Genomic DNA, 18095 nt, shown 5'->3' on the forward strand with positions numbered 1-18095 from the left:
GCACCCCGCGGGCCGCCGCTCCGGCATGCCCGCGCACCGCTCCTGACGGCTTCTCAACTCGTCCCGCGCAACCGGTAGACGGTCTCACGATCCTCTGGAACTCTCTGAGCGTCCCGCGCAAAGAATTGACATTCGGGCGCGATTTCTGGACGTCACCCCCTCCATGCAGAGAACGAGGAGCGATGAGGATCCGCAACTGGAGATCACGGTGCCTGGGCGCCGCGATCGCGACGAGCCTCCTGGCGCTGGGCGGTCCGCTGATGGCCGCCCACGCGGCCGGCGGTCCCAACCTGGCCCTGGGCGACACGGCCGCCGCGAGCAGCGCGCTCGCCGAGTACGGCGCCGCGAACATCACCGACGGCAACCAGGGCACGTACTGGCAGAGCTCCGGCTCCGCCCTCCCGCAGTGGGTGCAGGCCGACCTCGGCACCGCCACCCGCGTCGACGAGGTGGTGCTCAGGCTCCCGGCCGGGTGGGAGAGCCGCAACCAGACGCTCTCCGTGCAGGGCAGCGCCGACGGCACCGCGTTCACCACCCTGAAGTCCTCGGCGACGTACGCCTTCACCCCGGGCGCCGGGAACACCGTCACCATCGCCTTCCCGGCCGCCCAGGCCCGCTTCGTACGGGTCGACATCACCGCCAACAGCGGCTGGACCGCCGCCCAGCTCTCCGAACTGGAGGTGCACGGCGCCGACGGCACCTCCCCGAACCTCGCCGCCGGCAAGACGCTCACCGCGAGCAGCACCACCCAGACCTACGCGGCGGCCAACGCGAACGACGGCAACCGCGCCACGTACTGGGAGAGCGCCGGCGGCGCCTTCCCGCAGTGGCTCCAGGCCGACCTGGGCGCCGCCCTCCGCGTCGACCGGGTGGTGCTGAGGCTGCCGGACGGCTGGGAGAGCCGCAGCCAGACCCTGAAGATCCAGGGCAGCACCGACGGCACGTCCTTCACCGACCTGACCGCCGCCCAGGCCTACGCCTTCGACGCGGCGGGCGGACGCAGCGCGACGGTCACCTTCGGCGCCACCACCACCCGGTACGTCCGGGTCCTCGTCACCGCCAACACGGTGCAGAGCGCGGCCCAGTTCTCCGAGTTCGAGGTGTACGGGCCCACCAGCGGCGACACCCAGGCGCCGACGGCCCCCGCGAACCTGGCCTACACCGAGCCGGCCTCCGGGCAGATCCGCCTCACCTGGAGCGCCTCCACCGACAACACCGGCGTCACCGGCTACGACGTCTACGCCAACGGCACCCTGCTGACCAGCGTCGCCGGGAACGTCACCACCTTCACCGACAACCGCCCGGCGAACCAGACGGTGTCCTACCGGATCAGGGCGCGCGACGCGGCCGGCAACCAGTCCGGCGACTCCAACACCGTCACCCGGACCGGCGACGCCGGCGACACCCAGGCGCCGACGGCCCCCGCGAACCTGGCCTACACCGAGCCGGCCTCCGGCCAGGTCCGCCTGACCTGGACGGCCTCCACCGACAACACGGGCGTCACCGGCTACGACGTCTACGCCAACAACGTCCTGCGCGGCACGGTCGCCGGGAACGTCACCACCTACACCGACACCCAGCCCGCCTCCGCGACCGTCACCTACACCGTCCGCGCCAAGGACGCGGCGGGCAACGCCTCAGGCGCGAGCAACGCCGTCACCCGCAACGGCAGCGGCGGCGCCGGCTCCAACCTGGCCGTCTCCAAGGCGATCAGCGCCTCCTCCACCGTGCACACCTTCGTCGCGGCCAACGCCAACGACAACAGCACGGCGACCTACTGGGAGGGCGCGGGCGGCAGCTACCCGAACACCCTCACCGTCAAGCTGGGCGCCAACGCCGACCTCGACCGGCTCGTCCTGAAGCTGAACCCCGACACCTCCTGGGGCGCCCGCTCCCAGACGATCGAGGTCCTCGGCCGCGCGCAGGACGCCACCGCGTTCACGAGCCTCGTCGCCGCGAAGAGCTACGCCTTCGACCCCGGCGGCGGCAACCAGGTGACGATCCCGCTCACCGCCCGGACCGCCGACGTACAGCTCCGGATCACCGCCAACACCGGCGCTCCCGCCGGTCAGATCGCCGAGTTCCAGGTGATCGGCGTGCCCGCGCCCAACCCGGACCTGCGGGTCACCGGGCTGACCGTCTCGCCCGCCTCGCCCGTCGAGTCGGACCCGATCACGGTGAGCGCCACCGTCCGCAACGACGGCAGCGCCGCCGCTCCGGCCAGCAGCCTCGCCGTGCGGCTCGGCGGCACCAAGGTGGCCACCGCCGCGGTCGGCGCGCTCGCCGCCGGGGCCCAGACCACCGTCACGGCCGCGATCGGCGCCCGCGACGCGGGCTCGTACGAGCTGAGCGCCGTCGCCGACGAGGCGGACCAGGTCGTCGAGCAGAACGAGACCGACAACACGTACACCAGCCCCAGCGCGCTCGTGGTGCGGCCGGTGGACAGCTCGGACCCGGTCGTCGCCTCGGTGGGCACCTCGCCCTCCAGCCCGGCGGCGGGTGACGCCGTGACCTTCAAGGTCGCGGTCCGCAACCAGGGCACGGTCGCCACCGCGGGCGGCAGCCACGCGGTCACGCTCACCCTGCTGAACCAGCAGGGCGGCACCGTGAAGACCCTCAGCGGCTCCTACAGCGGCGCGCTGGCCGCCGGGGCGCAGACGGAGGTGAACCTCGGCCCGTGGACGGCGGCGAACGGCTCGTACACGGTCCGCACGGTCCTCGCCGACGACGCCAACGAGCTGCCGGTCAAGCGGAGCAACAACACCGCCTCCCAGCCGCTCTTCGTCGGGCGCGGCGCGAACATGCCGTACGACATGTACGAGGCGGAGGACGGCACCCCCGGCGGCGGCGCGACCGTCGTCGGCCCGAACCGGACGGTCGGCGACATCGCCGGCGAGGCGTCCGGCCGCAAGGCGGTGAACCTGGACGCGACGGGGGAGTACGTCGAGTTCACCACCCGGGCCTCGACGAACACCCTGGTCACGCGCTTCTCGATCCCGGACGCCCCGGGCGGCGGCGGGATCGACTCGACGATCGACGTCTACGTCGACGGGGTGTTCAAGAAGGCGCTCCCGCTGACCTCGAAGTACGCCTGGCTGTACGGCTCCGAGACAGCCCCCGGCAACGCGCCGGGCGCGGGCGGGCCCCGGCACATCTATGACGAGGCGCGCCTGATGCTCGGCGAGACCGTGCCGGCCGGCAGCCGGATCCGGTTGCAGAAGGACGCCGCGAACACCTCCACGTACGCGATCGACTTCGTGAACCTGGAGCAGGTCGCGCCGGTGGCGAACCCCGACCCGGCCGCGTACGCGGTCCCGGCGGGCTTCACCCACCAGGACGTGCAGAACGCCCTCGACCGGGTCCGTATGGACACCACGGGCGCCCTGGTGGGCGTCTACCTGCCGCCGGGCGACTACCAGACGTCCAGCAAGTTCCAGGTGTACGGCAAGGCCGTCAAGGTGGTCGGCGCGGGGCCCTGGTACACGACCTTCCGCGCGCCCTCGACGCAGGACAACACGGACGTCGGCTTCCGGGCCGAGGCCTCGGCGAAGGGCTCGCTCTTCAAGGGCTTCGCGTACTTCGGCAACTACACCTCGCGCATCGACGGTCCGGGCAAGGTCTTCGACTTCGCGAACGTGTCGGACATCGTCATCGACGACATCTGGAACGAGCACTTCGTCTGCCTCTACTGGGGCGCCAACACCGACCGGATCACGATCAAGAACTCGCGGATCCGGAACCTGTTCGCCGACGGCGTCAACATGACCAACGGGTCGACGGACAACCTGGTGACCAACAACGACGCACGGGCGACCGGCGACGACAGCTTCGCGCTGTTCTCGGCGATCGACGCGGGCGGCGCGGACATGAAGAACAACGTCTACGAGAACCTGACCAGCACACTCACCTGGCGCGCGGCGGGCGTGGCCGTCTACGGCGGCTACGACAACACCTTCCGCAACATCCACATCGCCGACACCCTGGTCTACTCCGGGATCACCATCTCCTCCCTGGACTTCGGCTATCCGATGAACGGATTCGGAACCGGTCCGACGACCTTCGAGAACATCTCGATCGTCCGCGCGGGCGGGCACTTCTGGGGCGCGCAGACCTTCCCGGGCATCTGGGTCTTCTCCGCCTCGAAGGTCTTCCAGGGGATCCGGGTCAACCACGTCGACATCGTCGACCCCACCTACAGCGGGGTGATGTTCCAGACGAACTACGTGGGCGGCCAGCCGCAGTTCCCGATCAAGGACACCGTCTTCAGTGACGTCTCCGTCACCGGGGCGCGCAAGAGCGGTGACGCCTTCGACGCGAAGTCCGGCTTCGGCCTGTGGGCCAACGAGCTGCCCGAGTCGGGCCAGGGCCCGGCGGTGGGCGAGGTGACCTTCAACGGGCTGCGGATGAGCGGCAACGCCGTCGACGTCCGCAACACCACGTCCACCTTCAGGATCAACGTCAATCCGTAGCCCCACGGCTCCCGGTGAGGCCGGCGCGCACCGCTTCGGGCGGTCCGCGCCGGCCTCACCCGCATGCCGTTCCGGCACGCCTCCCACATGCGGGGTTGCGCTTCACTGTCGAGCATTTACGAAATCAGCGCGATATCTTGCGTTCACTTGTCGTCGGTGGTTGAGTGTGGCGCACCCCACCCACCACGCACCCCAGTCGGGGTGACCTCCACGTCCAGGCCCGAAGGGGACCACTCATGAGAAGTGCCCGGCTCCGCCGTACCCGCCGACCCGCCGCCGTCGCCCTCGTCTCCGCCCTCACGCTCACCGCCCTCGCCGCCTGCGGCACGAGCAGCAGCGGCGACAACGGCAACGGCGGCGACGGGACGAGCGGGTCCTCCGACCCCTCCGCGCCGCTCGACCCCAAGACCAAGGTCACGCTCACCATCGACTGCATGCCGCCCGCGGCCAAGGCGGCCGAGCTCAAGGAGTGGAAGGAGGACGTCGCCGCCTTCAACAAGACCTACCCCAACGTCACCATCGAGGGCCGCTCCACCCCCGGCCAGTGCCTGGAGCCGCCGCGCTTCACCGCGATGCTCAAGGCCAAGTCGCAGCCGGACGTCTTCTACACCTACTTCACCGACCTGCCGCAGGTCCTCTCCGAGGACGGCGCCGCCGACATCAGCGCCTACGTCACCGACAAGAGCGTCCCGCTCCTCAAGGACATCGACCCGAACGTCCTCGGCTCCCTCAAGCAGGACGGCAAGCTCTACGGCCTGCCCACCAGCAACTACACGATGGGCCTGCTGATCAACCGCAAGCTCTTCAAGGACGCCGGCCTCGACCCCGACAACCCGCCGCGCACCTGGGAGGAGGTCCGGGCCGCCGCCAAGAAGATCGCGGCCCTCGGCAAGGGCATCGCCGGCTTCGGCGAGTACAGCGCCGGAAACACCGGCGGCTGGCACTTCACCGCCCAGATGTACAGCCTCGGCGGCGACGTCGTCGACCCCAGCGGCACCAAGGCCGCCTTCAACAACGAGACCGGCAAGCAGGTCGCGAAGAACCTCCACGCCATGCGCTGGGAGGACGACAGCATGGGCAAGACCCAGCTGCTGAAGTGGGGCGACCTCCAGAAGCAGATCGCCACCGACAAGCTCGGCATGTTCCTCGCCGCCCCCGACGACATCGCCTACATGGTCCAGCAGCTCGGCGCGAAGTACGAGAACTTCGGCATGGGCCCGATACCCGGCGGCCGCAACACCCTCGCCGGTGGCAACAACTACATGGTCAAGAAGGGCATCTCGCCCGACAAGATCAAGGCCGCCGTCGCCTGGCTCACCTACAAGAACCTCACCGTCGGCAAGGGCCAGTTCGACTGGGCCCGCACGAAGGCCGACGGCCTCCCCGTCGGCGTCCCCCAGCCCAACTTCTGGCTGAACGCCTCCAAGAGCACGGACGACGCGAGCCGCGTCCAGAACGCGACCATGCCCGTGGCCAACTTCAAGTCCTTCATGGACAACCCGGTCGCCGGCAAGGCCGAGCCGCCGAAGGCCCAGGAGGTCTACAAGGTCCTGGACAACGTGATGTCCGGACTCCTCACCAACAAGGACGCCGACGTCGACAAGCTCCTCGCCACCGCGGAGACCCAGGTCAACCAGGTCCTGTCCCAGCAGTGACCCGCCCGGGCGGCGGCGGACCGGCCCGGTCCGCCCCGCCCGCCAGCACCCTCAGCCGCGGCACCCCCAGCACCAAGGAGCGACGATGCCGGCCCTCCGTACGATCCCGAGCAAGGCGGGAGCGGACCCCCTCCCCTCCCCACCCCGCGAGGTGGAGCCCCGCCCGGCCACCGGGCACCTCGCCAAGGCCGTCCGGCGGAACCTGACCGCCCACGGCTTCCTCATCGGCGCCGTCCTCTGCTTCGCGGTCTTCTCCTGGTACCCGATGATCCGCGAGTTCCTGCTCGCCTTCCAGAAGACCGAGAGCGGCCGCAGCACCTGGGTCGGCTTCGACAACTTCCGGACCGTCGCGAACGACCCCGCCTTCTGGCAGGCCTGGGGCAACACCGTCCTCTACACCGCCTTCGCGCTCGTCCTCGGCTTCGCCGTCCCCTTCGTCACGGCCCTCGTCATCAACGAGTTCCGCCACGCCCAGGGCTACCTCCGGCTCCTCGTCTACCTGCCCGTCATGCTGCCCCCGGTCGCCTCGGTGCTCCTCTTCAAGTACCTGTACGACCCCGGCTACGGCCTCCTCAACGAGCTCTTCGACCTCCTCGGCCTCCCCGCGCAGCAGTGGCTCCAGGACCCCGACATCTCCCTGCTCGCCGTCGTCATCGCCTCCACCTGGATGAACATGGGCGGCGCGACCCTCATCTACCTCGCCGCGCTCCAGTCGATCCCCGGCGAGCTGTACGAGGCCGCCGAACTCGACGGCGCCGGCCTCCTCCGCAAGATCTGGCACGTCACCGTCCCGCAGACCCGGCTGGTCCTCTCGCTGATGCTGCTCATGCAGGTCATCGCCACCATGCAGGTCTTCGTCGAGCCGTTCCTGCTCACCGGCGGCGCCGGACCCGAGGGATCCACCACCACCGTCGTCTACCTCATCTACCAGTACGCCTTCAGCTTCAACAACTACGGCGCCGCGGCCGCGCTCGGCCTGATGCTGCTCGTGCTCCTGGCCGGGTTCTCGGCCGCGTACGTCAAGCTCAGCCGCACCGAGGACGAGTAGGACCCGGGGAGACACACATGTCCACACGCACGCTCATCGCACCCGCCACGCTCGCCCGGCCCGGCGGCAGGGCCGCCTACCGGATCGTCCTCGGCCTCGTCCTGCTCCTCTTCACCCTGGTCTTCCTCGGCCCCCTCTACTGGCTGGTCTCCAGCGGCTTCAAGGACGCCCAGGAAGTCATCCAGACCCCGCCCACCCTGGTCCCCGGCACCTTCACCCCGGAGAACTACACCCGGGCCTGGGAGGTCATGGACCTCGCCACCCTCCTGTTCAACACCCTCTACTACGCCTTCGGCGCCCTCGCCTTCCAGCTCGTCCTGGACGTCGCCGCCGCCTACTCGCTGTCCAAGCTGCGCCCCGTCCTCGGCAAGGCCGTCCTCGGCATGATGCTCGCGACCCTGATGATCCCGGCGACCGTCCTCGTCGTGCCGCAGTACCTCACCGTGCTCGACGTGCCGATCGTGGAACGCAACCTGCTGAACAGCCCCTGGGCGATCTGGCTGCCGTCCGTCACCAACGCCTTCAACATCTTCCTGCTGAAGCGGTTCTTCGACTCGATCCCCAAGGAACTCCTCGACGCCGCCTCCATCGACGGCGCCGGACCCCTCCGCGTCCTCCGGTCGATCGTCCTGCCGATCTCCCGGCCGATCCTCGGCGTCGTGTCGATCTTCGCCGTCGTCGGCGTCTGGAAGGACTTCCTCTGGCCGATGCTGACGCTCCCCGACCCGAGCAAGCAGACCCTCAACGTGGGCATCTACTCCCTCTCCAACGGGGTCCCCGTCAACATCCTCATCGCCGCCCTCACCATCGCCGCGCTGCCGACGCTCGTCGTCTTCCTGATCTTCCAGCGGAACATCATGAGCGGCCTCACCGCCGGCGGCCTCAAGGGCTGACCCGCCCGCCCCCCCGCACCTCCATCGCACACACCCCTGCCCGAAAGGACCCTCACGTGGCAGCCCCCAACCCGTCCCGCACCGCCGACTGGTGGCGCGACGCCGTCATCTACCAGGTCTACCCGCGCAGCTTCGCCGACGGCGACGGCGACGGCACCGGGGACCTCGCGGGCGTCCGGGCGAGACTGCCCCACCTCGCCGAACTCGGCGTCGACGCGGTCTGGTTCACCCCCTGGTACGCCTCCCCGATGGTCGACGGCGGCTACGACGTCGCCGACTACCGCGCCATCGACCCCGCCTTCGGCACCCTCGACGAGGCCGAGAAGCTCATCGCCGAGGCGGCCGAGCTCGGCCTCCGCGTCATCGTCGACATCGTCCCCAACCACGTCTCCGACCAGCACGCCTGGTTCAGGGCCGCCCTCGCCGCCGGCCCCGGCAGCCCCGAACGGGCCCGCTTCCACTTCCGCCCCGGCCGCGGCGCACACGGCGAACTCCCGCCCAACGACTGGCCCTCCCAGTTCTCCGGCGACACCTGGACCCGCGTCCCCGACGGCGAGTGGTACCTCCACCTCTTCACCCCCGAGCAGCCCGACCTCAACTGGTCGCACCCCGACGTCCGCCGCGAGCACGAGGACGTCCTCCGCTTCTGGTTCGAACGGGGCGTCGCCGGCGTCCGCATCGACTCCGCCGCCCTCCTCACCAAGGACCCCGGCCTCCGCGACTTCGTCGAGGGCGTCGACCCCCACCCGTACATCGACCAGGACGAGATCCACGACGTCTACCGCTCCTGGCGGGCCATCGCCGACACCTACGGCGGCGTCTTCGTCGGCGAGGTCTGGCTCCCCGACGCCGAGCGCTTCGCCCGCTACCTGCGCCCCGACGAACTGCACACCGCCTTCAACTTCAACTTCCTCGCCTGCCCCTGGGAACCCGGGCGGCTCCGCGCCACCATCGACGACACCCTCGCCGAACACGCCCCCGTCCACGCCCCCGCCACCTGGGTGCTCTGCAACCACGACGTCACCCGCACCGCCACCCGGTACGGCCGCGCCGACACCGCCTTCGACTTCGCGGCGAAGCGCTTCGGCACCCCCACCGACCTGGAGCTCGGCACCCGGCGCGCCCGCGCCGCCGCCCTCCTCACCCTCGCCCTCCCCGGCTCCGTCTACCTCTACCAGGGCGAGGAGCTCGGCCTCCCCGAGGCCGACGTCCCCCGCGACCGCATCCAGGACCCCATGCACTTCCGCTCCGGCGGCACCGACCCCGGTCGCGACGGCTGCCGGGTGCCGCTCCCCTGGGAGGCCGAGTCCCCCTCGTACGGCTTCGGCACCGGTACGGAGCCGTGGCTGCCGCAGCCCGCCGACTGGGCCCGCTACGCCGTCGACCGGCAGACCGCCGAACCAGGCTCCATGCTCACCCTCTACCGCACCGCGCTGGGACTGCGCCGCACCGTGCCCGGCTTCGGCGACGGACCCCTCACCTGGCTCCCCGCCCCGGACGGCGTCCTCGCCTTCACCCGCGCGGGCGGCCTGACCTGCGTCGTCAACCTCTCCGACGCCCCCGTGGACCTCCCCGCCCACGACGAGCTCCTCCTCGCCAGCGGGCCCCTCGGCACCACGGGCGCCCTCCCGCCCGACACCGCCGCCTGGCTGCGCGCCTGAGCCGCCCCCGCCACCCCGAGAGAAACGAGAGCCCCGCATGGCCCACCCGTACGGGAGGGCGACGGCGCTCGCCGCCGCCCTCCTCGCCCTCGGCACCGCCCTCACCACCGCCCCCGCCGCGCGGGCGGCGGCGGCCCCCGCCCGGCCCGCCGCCGGAGCCCCCGCCAGCGGACCCGTCGTCACCCGCGCCGGACTCGACCCGGCCCTGGTCGCCGGGCGCGGCGCCACCGTCGCCTTCGACGAGCAGGAGGCGGAGAACGCCCGCACGAACGGCACCGTCATCGGCCCGGACCGCACCCCGTACACGCTTCCCTCGGAGGCCTCCGGCCGGAAGGCGGTCCGGCTCGTCCCGGGGCAGTACGTGGAGTTCACCCTGCCTCGCGCCGCCAACGCCCTGACCGTCCGCTACAGCATCCCGGACGCCGCCGGGGGCGGCGGCATCACCGCCCCCCTGGACGTCGCCGTCGACGGACGGCACCGCCGCACCATGACGCTGACCTCCCAGTACTCCTGGCTCTACAACCAGTACCCCTTCACGAACGACCCCGGCGCCGGTCCGCTGCACCCGGACTGGTGGCTCACCGAGTGCTCCTGCGTGCCCGCCGCCACCACGCCCGCGCCCACCTTCGACACGCCCTTCCGGCCCACCCGCTTCTACGACGAGCAGCGGCTCCTGCTGGGCGGCACCCACCGGGCCGGCGACAGGATCCGGCTCACCGTCCCGGCCGGCAGCCCCGCCGCGTGGACCGTGATCGACCTCCTCGACACCGAACTGGTCGCCCCGCCGCACGTGGAGCGCGGCGGCATCGACGTCCGCGCCCTCGGCGCCGACCCCACCGGGCGCCGGGACGCGGCCCCCGCCATCGAGCGCGCCATCGCCCTGGCCCGCAAGGTCGACCGCCCCGTCTACCTGCCCCCGGGCACCTTCCGGGTCGACCGGCACATCGTCGTCGACGACGTCACGATCGTCGGCGCGGGCAACTGGCACACCGTCCTCAAGGGCCGTGAGGTCGCCCTGGCCGAGCCCGCCCCCGACGGCTCCCGGCACACCGGCGTCGGCCTCTACGGCAGACCCGCCTCCGAGGGCGGCAGCCGGAACGTGCACCTGTCCGGCTTCGCGATCGAGGGGGACGTCCGCGAGCGGATCGACACCGACCAGGTCAACGCGATCGGCGGGGCCCTCGGCGACTCCACGGTCGACGGCCTCTACCTGCACCACACGAAGGTCGGCCTCTGGTTCGACGGCCCCCTGCGGAACCTGCGGGTCACGAACAACGTGATCACCGACCAGATCGCCGACGCCCTCAACCTCCACACCGGGGTCACCGACTCGCTCGTCCGGAACAACTTCGTCCGCAACACCGGCGACGACGGCATCGCCCTCTGGTCGGAGAAGACGGCGGACGCCCGCAACACCGTCTCCCGCAACACCGTCCAGTCACCCGTCCTCGCGAACGGCATCGCCGTCTACGGGGGAGCGGACACCACCGTCGCGGGCAACCTCGTCGCCGATCCGGTGCGCGAGGGAAGCGCGCTCCACGCGGGCGCCCGCTTCGGCGCCGAGCCGTTCACCGGCGCCCTGCGCTTCACCGACAACACCACGGTCCGCGCCGGCACGCTCGACCTCAACTGGAAGATCGGCCTCGGCGCCCTCTGGCTCTACGCCCTGGACGGCTCGATCGACGCCGACGTCCGCGTCACCGGGGACCACTACCTGGACTCCACCCACAACGCGATCATGCTGGTCAGCGAGTACGGGGTGAAGGACCTCTACGGCATCCCGTCCGTCCACTTCAAGGACATCCGCGTCGACGGCACGGGCAACTCCGTGCTCAGCGCCCGCACCCAGGGCTCCGCCACCTTCGAGAACGTCGACGCGCGCAACGTCGGCGCCGTCGGCGTCAACAACTGCGGATCGTTCCACTTCCCCGCCACCGGCTCGGAGTTCACCCTCGCCGACCTCGGCGGCAACGACGGCGGCTGGCTCGCCCCCTGGCTGCTGCCGAACACCCTCACGTGCGACGACCGGCCGCCGGTCGTCGCACCCCCGGCCCCCGCGCCCTGGTCCTGACCCCGGGGCGCGGGGCCCCTCGGGGCGGACGGGACCGGGCGCCGGAGGTCACCAGCCGAAGCGCCGGTCCACCACCGCGGCGAACTCCTCCGGGCTCAGGACGCGGTCGCCGTTCTGGTCGGCCGCGTCGAAGAGCGCGGCGGAGTCGTCGACGTCCCCGACGCCCCAGAAGGGGATCATTCCCCGGGCCGCCAGGGTGGGGCCCTTCTCCCGCAGGGCACGGATGACCTCGGTACGGGTCAGCGTGCCGTCCTGGTCGAGGTCGAGCGCATCGAAGAGGATGCGGGCCTTGTCACTCATCGCGTGTCCCGTCAGATGGGCCGGGCGAGGCTCCCGCCGGCAGTCCTGTGCAGAAGGACGCGCCGGCCGCCCCGCGGGTTGCCTCCTCGCCCGGCCCGTCGAACACCTCGCGGTTCCGGACGATCTCCCCCTGGTGATCCCGCACCCACCCCACGACGTGGCCGACGGCGCCGGTGAGCGAGCGACCCAGCGGGGTGAGCGCGTACTCGACGCGAGGCGGCTTCTCGGCGTACGCGGTCCGGGTGACCAGCCCGTCCCGCGTGAGCGCGCGCAGCGTCTGGCTCAGCATCCGCTGGGAGATCCCGTCGATCCGGTCGTGGAGGGCCTTGAAGCGCCGCGGCCCGTCGGCGAGCGCCGTGACGACCAGGACGGTCCACCGGTCCCCGACGCGGGAGAGCACGTCGCGCACGAGCGTGATGGTCGCCGCGCACTCCGGGGAGGGCCCGGCGGGCGGCGGACCGGGGCGCGGCGGGGAGTCCAAGGGAGGCCCTTCCTCTGTGTCGCTGACTTCGAAGTGCGTATCGGAGGGGCCTTGATGGACACCGGCGCACCCCCGTTACATACGGAGGGCAACCACGGGGCCCGCCCCGATACTCCCCATCGCACGAGGTGAGCATGTCCGTCCCCGAATCCCCCGTGTCGGCCCCGTCGGCCGTCGTTCGCGCCGGTGGTCTCCCGCCGGAGGCGCGGCACGACACGTTCACGGTCCAGTCCCGGCAGGCCGCCTCCCCGGGCGCGGTGTTCGGGGCGTTCGCCGACGACGAGGTCCGGCGCCGGTGGTTCCGGATGCCGGGCCGCCGTGCTGAGTACCGGCACGACTTCCGTGTGGGCGGCGGCGAGGTCGCCTCCAGCGAGTTCCCCGTGCCGGACGCGGAGCCGGAGCGGCTCGCCTACGCCTCCACGTACCTCGCCATCACACCGGACGCCAGGATCGTCTTCGCGTACACCTCCACGGTGAACGACGTGCCGCGGTGGTCGTCGCTCGTCACCGTCGAGCTGCGTCCGGAGGGCGACGGCACCCGCCTGCGCTGGACCGAGCAGGCGGTCTTCCTGACCCCTTCCGCGGAACCGGCCCACGACCTCCCGCATCTGCGCGGCGCCACCCGCCTGCGGCTGAACGGCCTCCCGGCGGCCCTGGCGGCGGGGGCACCTCCGGGCCCTACGGCGTGAGCCAGCCGCGCAGGAGCCTGCTGACGGAGGGCATGGCCACGTACGTCATCAGGACGTTGAAGACACAGGCCACCACGGCACTGCTGAGCAGCACGGGGAGGTCGGTGAGGCGGGGCGTGAGGAAGAGGGCGCCGAGCACCGAGATCGGGTAGATCGCGAGCGTCGCGCTGATCGCCATCTTCCAGCGGGGCGGCGCGGGACGCGTCGAGCCCGGCTTGGCGAACCAGGTCTCCATCCCGGTGAGCGTGCGCCGCGCGATCTCCGTGTGGTGGTGTCCCCGGCAGTCGGCGAACCAGGAGGCCCGCTCGGGGGAGTCCTGCCAGGCGCGGCAGGCCGCCGCGTCCCGGAAGCGGTGCACCAGGAACCAGGGGGCGTCGCCGCCGGAGGACCGGAAGAGGCCGTATCCGAGGTGGCCGGGGAAGCTGGCCGCGGTGTCGAGGATGCCCCGCGCCCACCGCTCGAAGGCGGCTTCGTGGCCGGGCTCCACCCGGCGGGCTATCAGCAGCGTCACCTCGCCGGTGTCGGCGGGGACGGTGGTGTGCTCAAGGCTGACCGCGGTCACTGCTACTCCTGGTGATCACGTCGCGCCGCCCCCACTGTACGCGGCCTCCGGCCGCCCGGACCGCGCCCGGGTGGGGCTGTGCGTCAAGGGCGCGTACGGAGCGGGCCGCACCTCGTCAGGAGGGCGTCAGGGGCGGTGGCGCCGGCCCCGGACCGGGGATGGACTCGGTGCCGCCCCCGATCGCCTCCCCGCCTTCGGGGGATCCGACTTCCCCTGCCGAGGAGCATCCGATGTGTCTGTTCCGGTACGACGACGATCCCGAGCCCGAGGAACGGGACCCGGCCGTCAGGCTGATTCGGCCCCGGGCCGCCGCGCGGCGCCGGACCGTCACCCCGGGGTCCGGGATATCAGTGGTCGCACACGGCGGTCGGTGGCGACCGCCCCAGTCCGGAAAGGCGGAAGACCGGTGACCGTCGCACCCATTCCCGAGGGATATCCGCGCGTCACGCCGTACCTCTGCGTCGACGGAGCCGCGGCCGCGATCGACTTCTACGTCGCCGTGTTCGGCGCGACCGAGCGCATGAGGATGCCGGCGCCCGACGGCACCATCGGCCACGCCGAACTGGAGCTCGGGAACTCGCTGATCATGCTCGCGGACGAGTTCCCGGGCATGAACTTCCGTTCCCCGAAGGCCGTGGGCGGCACACCCGTCACCCTGCACGTGTACGTCGAGGACGTCGACGCGGTCTTCGCGGACGCCCTGGCCCGGGGGGCCAAGGAACTGTCCCCGGTGAAGAACGAGTTCTACGGCGACCGCACCGGCCAGTTCGAGGACCCGTTCGGCCACCGCTGGAACCTCTCCACGCACGTCGAGGACATGACCCCCGAGGAGATGGAGAGGCGGGCCATCGAGGTGATGGGGTCGGACTAGGGCGCGTGTCGGAAATGCGCTGTGGACCGGGGTGCCGGCGTCGGCTCTGTTCGATGGACCAGATTGCCGGGATCACTACCGGGACGGCCTTGCGCCACACACGGATCGGTGACCCGGTGCCCTTCTGAGCGCCGTGCGGGCCGGTACGAGCCCGCTGTTCGATCGAGGAATCCACGCCGCCGCGCGGGCTCCACCTCTGTCGTGTTGATCACAGAACACATCAACCACGACAGGAGAGTTCATGCCCACCGAGACGCTGCGGATTCCCACCGCCGACGGCCATGCCGACGCCTTCGCCGCCTTCCCCGACGACGGCGAGCGGCACCCCGGGGTGCTGATGTACGCGGACGGCTTCGGCATCCGGCCCGTGCTGCGGGAGATGGCCCGCGAACTGGCCGGCCACGGTTACCACGTGCTCGTCCCCCACGTCTTCTACCGCCACGGCCCGGCACCTGTGGTCGAACTTCCCGCGCACATCGGGGAAGAGGCCCGGACCGCGGTCATGGGCCGGCTGATGCCCCTGATCGAGGCGCACACCGTCGAACGAACGCTCCGCGACGCCGACGCCTACCTCAGGTTCCTCACCACCCGGCGCGAGGTCGGCTCGGGCCCCGTCGCGGTGACCGGCTACTGCATCGGCGGCCTCCTGGCGGTGCGCACCGCCGTGGCCCACCCCGACCAGGTGGCCGCCGTCGCCGGATTCCACGCCCCCGTGGGCGCCGCCGGGCCCGACAGCCTGCGGCGCCTCACCGCTCGGGTCCACTTCGGCCACGCCGAAACCGACCTGACGCCCGCGGCCCTCGCCGAACTCGACCAGGTCCTCGACACCGGGGGTATCGACTACACCTCCGAGATCTACCCCGGCACCGTCCACGGCTTCACCATGGCCGACACCGACGCTTTCGACCCCGCCGCGTCGAAGCTCCACTGGGACCACCTGCTCCGCCTCCTCGGCCGCGCTCTGGACACCTGTTGAGGCTCCGACCCGGAGACCGAACCTGAAGGCACCCCTGGCTCCGCCCCCTAGCTCCCCGCCGGGGCGATGTTCTGGTTGTGGTGGAAGACGTTGTCCGGGTCGTACGTCCGCTTCACGTCGGCCAGCCGGTCGTAGTGGCCGCGGTACGTGGCCCGGACCCGGTCCCGGGACTCGTCCGCGCCGAGGAAGTTGACGTAGGCGCCGCCCATCGACTGCGGGTGCAGCGCCTCCCAGTAGTCCACCGCCCAGGTCCGGACCGTGCCCGCCTCGGACGCCTCGGGGCTGATGCCGCCGATCACGCCGGACCAGACCGCGTCCCGGTAGGCCCAGGCCGTGTCCGCCGGGTCCGGGCGGTGGGCTGCCGCGTCGACGGGATAGAGGTGCATCGTCGACAGGTCCGTCGGGAGGTTCTCCAGGAACGTGCGGTGCACGTCGATCGCCTCGTCCGTGATCCGGTCGAAGAAGTCCCCGCGCCAGTACCACTGGAGGCCCTTCGGGATCAGCTCGTCGAAGAGCGACTGGAGGGCCGGGTACGGGACCGGCGTCGCGAAGTGGAAGGCGGGCGGGGCCGGGTCGGAGACGGGGGTGAAGGTCCTCGCGAGGGACTCCTCGTCCGTCGCGCCCGTGGAGCACCACACCACGCCGCACATCTTCCGGCCGTGGATCTCCTCCGGGAAGGGTGGCCCCGGCGGGACGGTCAGGACGGCGAAGAAGCCGTTGAGGTCCTCCGGCGCCGCCGGCAGGAACTCGCGGTACCAGCGCAGCACCGCCCCGATGTGCTCCGGCTCCCACAGGGTGACGGCCAGGCCGACGGTGTCCACCGGGTGCAGGGCGTACGTGAAGGAGGTCACCACGCCGAAGTTGCCGCCGCCGCCCCGCAACGCCCAGAAGAGATCGGGGTGTTCCTCCGCGGAGGCGGTGACGACCGAGCCGTCGGCGAGCACCACGTCCGCCGCGAGGAGGTTGTCGACGGTGAGTCCGTACGCGCGGGTGAGATGTCCGTGCCCGCCGCCGAGCGTCAGCCCGCCGACGCCGGTCGTCGACATGATCCCGGCGGGTGTCGCGAGTCCGAAGCCGTGCGCCTCGTGGTCCAGGTCCCCGAGCAGGCTGCCGCCGCCGACGAGGGCCGTCCGCGCCTCGGGGTCCACCCGCACCCAGCGGACGCCGGACAGGTCGATCATCAGCGAGCCGTCGGTCACGCACAGGCCGCCGCCGCTGTGCCCGCCGCCGCGCACCGTGAAGTCCATGCCGCTCTCGCGGGCGCAGCGGACCGCGGTCCGGACGTCCGTGGTGTCGGCGCACCGCGCGACGGCGGCCGGCCGGCGGTCGATCATCGCGTTGTAGATCGCGCGGGCCTCGTCGTACCCGAGGTCCTCCGGGCCGATCACCTCGCCGCGCAGCGCTTCGCGCAGGCTCTCCACCGCCGTGCCGCCCATGACCACTCCTCCGGGCACCCCTGTCGGCCGGCCGCGCTACTCCTTCAGTCTCTCCCCGCCGCACCTCGCCCGCGAGCGATGACGTGCAACCTTCCGGTTGCACCCCGTAGGGGCGATGTGCAACTCTGGAGTTGCACGAAAAAATGCGCCGGCCGCTCGCCGCCAAGCGCATCCCACGCGGAGAGGACGTCCCATGAGTGAGGACCGGATCGAACGCGAGATCCACATCGACGCGCCCCTGGAGCGGGTGTGGACCCTGGTCGCCCAGCCCGGGTTCTGGGTGGCCGAGGAAGCGAGCCTGCCCGGGACCGTGGCACGGGAGGGCGAGACCATGGTCGCGCGGAACCCGCGGTACGGAGACTTTCCCGTACGGGTCGAGAAGGTCGCGCCGCCCACGTATCTCGCCTACCGCTGGGCCAGCGCCTTCCCCGGCGAGGAGCTGACCGACGGCAACAGCACGCTCGTCGAGTTCACCCTCTCGCAGGAGGGGCCCGGCACCCTCCTCAAGGTCGTCGAGAGCGGCTTCGCCTCGCTGGCCGGCTCTGAGGAGCTGCGGGCGGGGGCGGTGCGCGACAACTCGGGGGGCTGGCCGCAGGTGTTCGACGCCCTCAAGAAGCGCTCCGAAGAGACCGCCGCGTGACGGAGGAACCCGTGAGCGACCCCGCCGACCGCGTCTTCGGGGCCCTCGCCGACCCGACCCGGCGCGCCCTGCTCGACCTGATCGCCGAGCAGGGCGAGGCCACCGCGACCTCCCTCGCGGCCCGGCTGCCCGTCTCGCGCCAGGCCGTCGTCAAGCACCTCGCCGTGCTCGACACGGCCGGCCTGGTCACGGCGGCCCGGGTCGGCCGGGAGGTCCGGTACGCGGTCCGCCCGGCCGCCCTGGACGCGACGGCCCGCTGGATGGCGGCGCTCGCCTCCGACTGGGACCGCCGCCTGGCCGCGATCAAGCGGATCGCCGAGGACGGCTGATCCGCCGCGCTCGG

Annotated in this window: 15 protein-coding genes; 11 read left to right on the top strand and 4 right to left on the bottom strand. The window is 71.8% G+C overall.

Annotation, left to right across the window (positions count from 1 at the left end; translation table 11 throughout):
• Positions 1-182 precede the first annotated feature (182 nt).
• The 6 genes from ACFYXU_RS14990 to ACFYXU_RS15015 all read left to right on the top strand — a co-directional run bounded on the left by ACFYXU_RS14990 (position 183) and on the right by ACFYXU_RS15015 (position 11797).
• The gene (locus ACFYXU_RS14990; protein ID WP_389457940.1) at positions 183-4469 is read left to right on the top strand and encodes a discoidin domain-containing protein; all 4287 of its coding nucleotides are present in this window, start codon (positions 183-185) and stop codon (positions 4467-4469) included.
• Positions 4470-4705: 236 nt separating this feature from the next.
• Positions 4706-6124, top strand: coding sequence for an extracellular solute-binding protein (locus ACFYXU_RS14995; RefSeq protein ID WP_376514701.1), 1419 nt, complete (start codon positions 4706-4708; stop codon positions 6122-6124).
• 85 nt (positions 6125-6209) lie between these two features.
• The gene (locus ACFYXU_RS15000) at positions 6210-7172 is read left to right on the top strand and encodes a carbohydrate ABC transporter permease (protein ID WP_376514699.1); all 963 of its coding nucleotides are present in this window, start codon (positions 6210-6212) and stop codon (positions 7170-7172) included.
• 17 nt (positions 7173-7189) lie between these two features.
• Positions 7190-8065 carry a carbohydrate ABC transporter permease gene (locus ACFYXU_RS15005; RefSeq protein WP_329852808.1) on the top strand — a complete coding sequence of 292 codons (876 nt, stop codon included), beginning with the start codon at positions 7190-7192 and terminating at the stop codon, positions 8063-8065.
• Between the two features lie 56 nt (positions 8066-8121).
• Entirely contained in the window at positions 8122-9726 is a 1605-nt protein-coding gene (locus ACFYXU_RS15010) for a glycoside hydrolase family 13 protein (protein ID WP_389406604.1), read from the top strand.
• Between the two features lie 37 nt (positions 9727-9763).
• A complete protein-coding gene (locus ACFYXU_RS15015; RefSeq protein WP_389406605.1) occupies positions 9764-11797 on the top strand; it encodes a glycosyl hydrolase family 28-related protein in 2034 nt (677 codons plus the stop codon).
• A gap of 48 nt (positions 11798-11845) precedes the next feature.
• Here ACFYXU_RS15015 and ACFYXU_RS15020 read toward each other — a convergent pair whose 3' ends face one another.
• Both ACFYXU_RS15020 and ACFYXU_RS15025 read right to left on the bottom strand, forming a co-directional pair.
• A complete protein-coding gene (locus ACFYXU_RS15020) occupies positions 11846-12097 on the bottom strand; it encodes an EF-hand domain-containing protein (RefSeq protein WP_389406606.1) in 252 nt (83 codons plus the stop codon).
• A complete protein-coding gene (locus ACFYXU_RS15025; RefSeq protein ID WP_389457942.1) occupies positions 12090-12578 on the bottom strand; it encodes a winged helix-turn-helix transcriptional regulator in 489 nt (162 codons plus the stop codon). The genes ACFYXU_RS15020 and ACFYXU_RS15025 overlap by 8 nt, the downstream gene beginning before the upstream one ends.
• Positions 12579-12712: 134 nt before the next feature.
• On the opposite strand from ACFYXU_RS15025, the gene ACFYXU_RS15030 reads away from it, so the two are divergent.
• A complete protein-coding gene (locus ACFYXU_RS15030; protein WP_389406608.1) occupies positions 12713-13267 on the top strand; it encodes an SRPBCC domain-containing protein in 555 nt (184 codons plus the stop codon).
• Here ACFYXU_RS15030 and ACFYXU_RS15035 read toward each other — a convergent pair.
• Positions 13257-13829, bottom strand: coding sequence for an antibiotic biosynthesis monooxygenase (locus ACFYXU_RS15035; protein WP_389406609.1), 573 nt, complete (start codon positions 13827-13829; stop codon positions 13257-13259). The genes ACFYXU_RS15030 and ACFYXU_RS15035 overlap by 11 nt on opposite strands.
• A gap of 406 nt (positions 13830-14235) precedes the next feature.
• On the opposite strand from ACFYXU_RS15035, the gene ACFYXU_RS15040 reads away from it, so the two are divergent.
• The gene (locus ACFYXU_RS15040) at positions 14236-14700 is read left to right on the top strand and encodes a VOC family protein (RefSeq protein ID WP_389406610.1); all 465 of its coding nucleotides are present in this window, start codon (positions 14236-14238) and stop codon (positions 14698-14700) included.
• A gap of 241 nt (positions 14701-14941) precedes the next feature.
• The gene (locus ACFYXU_RS15045) at positions 14942-15676 is read left to right on the top strand and encodes a dienelactone hydrolase family protein (RefSeq protein WP_389406611.1); all 735 of its coding nucleotides are present in this window, start codon (positions 14942-14944) and stop codon (positions 15674-15676) included.
• A 47-nt stretch (positions 15677-15723) separates the two neighbouring features.
• Here ACFYXU_RS15045 and ACFYXU_RS15050 read toward each other — a convergent pair whose 3' ends face one another.
• Complete coding sequence (locus tag ACFYXU_RS15050) at positions 15724-17112, bottom strand: FAD-binding oxidoreductase (protein WP_389406612.1); 1389 nt, start codon at positions 17110-17112, stop codon at positions 15724-15726.
• A gap of 193 nt (positions 17113-17305) precedes the next feature.
• On the opposite strand from ACFYXU_RS15050, the gene ACFYXU_RS15055 reads away from it, so the two are divergent.
• Both ACFYXU_RS15055 and ACFYXU_RS15060 read left to right on the top strand, forming a co-directional pair.
• Complete coding sequence (locus tag ACFYXU_RS15055; protein ID WP_389406613.1) at positions 17306-17752, top strand: SRPBCC domain-containing protein; 447 nt, start codon at positions 17306-17308, stop codon at positions 17750-17752.
• Positions 17749-18081 carry an ArsR/SmtB family transcription factor gene (locus tag ACFYXU_RS15060; protein WP_376514675.1) on the top strand — a complete coding sequence of 111 codons (333 nt, stop codon included), beginning with the start codon at positions 17749-17751 and terminating at the stop codon, positions 18079-18081. The genes ACFYXU_RS15055 and ACFYXU_RS15060 overlap by 4 nt, the downstream gene beginning before the upstream one ends.
• Positions 18082-18095 lie beyond the last annotated feature (14 nt).

Origin of the sequence: Streptomyces sp. NPDC002232 (assembly GCF_042890295.1) — a bacterium.
Classification (GTDB): domain Bacteria; phylum Actinomycetota; class Actinomycetes; order Streptomycetales; family Streptomycetaceae; genus Streptomyces.

Excerpts from the sequence above, each read along its gene's own strand:
- ACFYXU_RS15045 (WP_389406611.1), top strand. The coding sequence starts at position 14,942 with ATGCCCACCGAGACGCTGCGGATTCCCACCGCCGACGGCCATGCCGAC.
- ACFYXU_RS14990 (WP_389457940.1), top strand. The coding sequence starts at position 183 with ATGAGGATCCGCAACTGGAGATCACGGTGCCTGGGCGCCGCGATCGCG.
- ACFYXU_RS15030 (WP_389406608.1), top strand. The coding sequence starts at position 12,713 with ATGTCCGTCCCCGAATCCCCCGTGTCGGCCCCGTCGGCCGTCGTTCGC.
- ACFYXU_RS15015 (WP_389406605.1), top strand. The coding sequence starts at position 9,764 with ATGGCCCACCCGTACGGGAGGGCGACGGCGCTCGCCGCCGCCCTCCTC.
- ACFYXU_RS15020 (WP_389406606.1), bottom strand. The coding sequence starts at position 12,097 with ATGAGTGACAAGGCCCGCATCCTCTTCGATGCGCTCGACCTCGACCAG.
- ACFYXU_RS15055 (WP_389406613.1), top strand. The coding sequence starts at position 17,306 with ATGAGTGAGGACCGGATCGAACGCGAGATCCACATCGACGCGCCCCTG.
- ACFYXU_RS15000 (WP_376514699.1), top strand. The coding sequence starts at position 6,210 with ATGCCGGCCCTCCGTACGATCCCGAGCAAGGCGGGAGCGGACCCCCTC.
- ACFYXU_RS15005 (WP_329852808.1), top strand. The coding sequence starts at position 7,190 with ATGTCCACACGCACGCTCATCGCACCCGCCACGCTCGCCCGGCCCGGC.
- ACFYXU_RS14995 (WP_376514701.1), top strand. The coding sequence starts at position 4,706 with ATGAGAAGTGCCCGGCTCCGCCGTACCCGCCGACCCGCCGCCGTCGCC.
- ACFYXU_RS15050 (WP_389406612.1), bottom strand. The coding sequence starts at position 17,112 with ATGGGCGGCACGGCGGTGGAGAGCCTGCGCGAAGCGCTGCGCGGCGAG.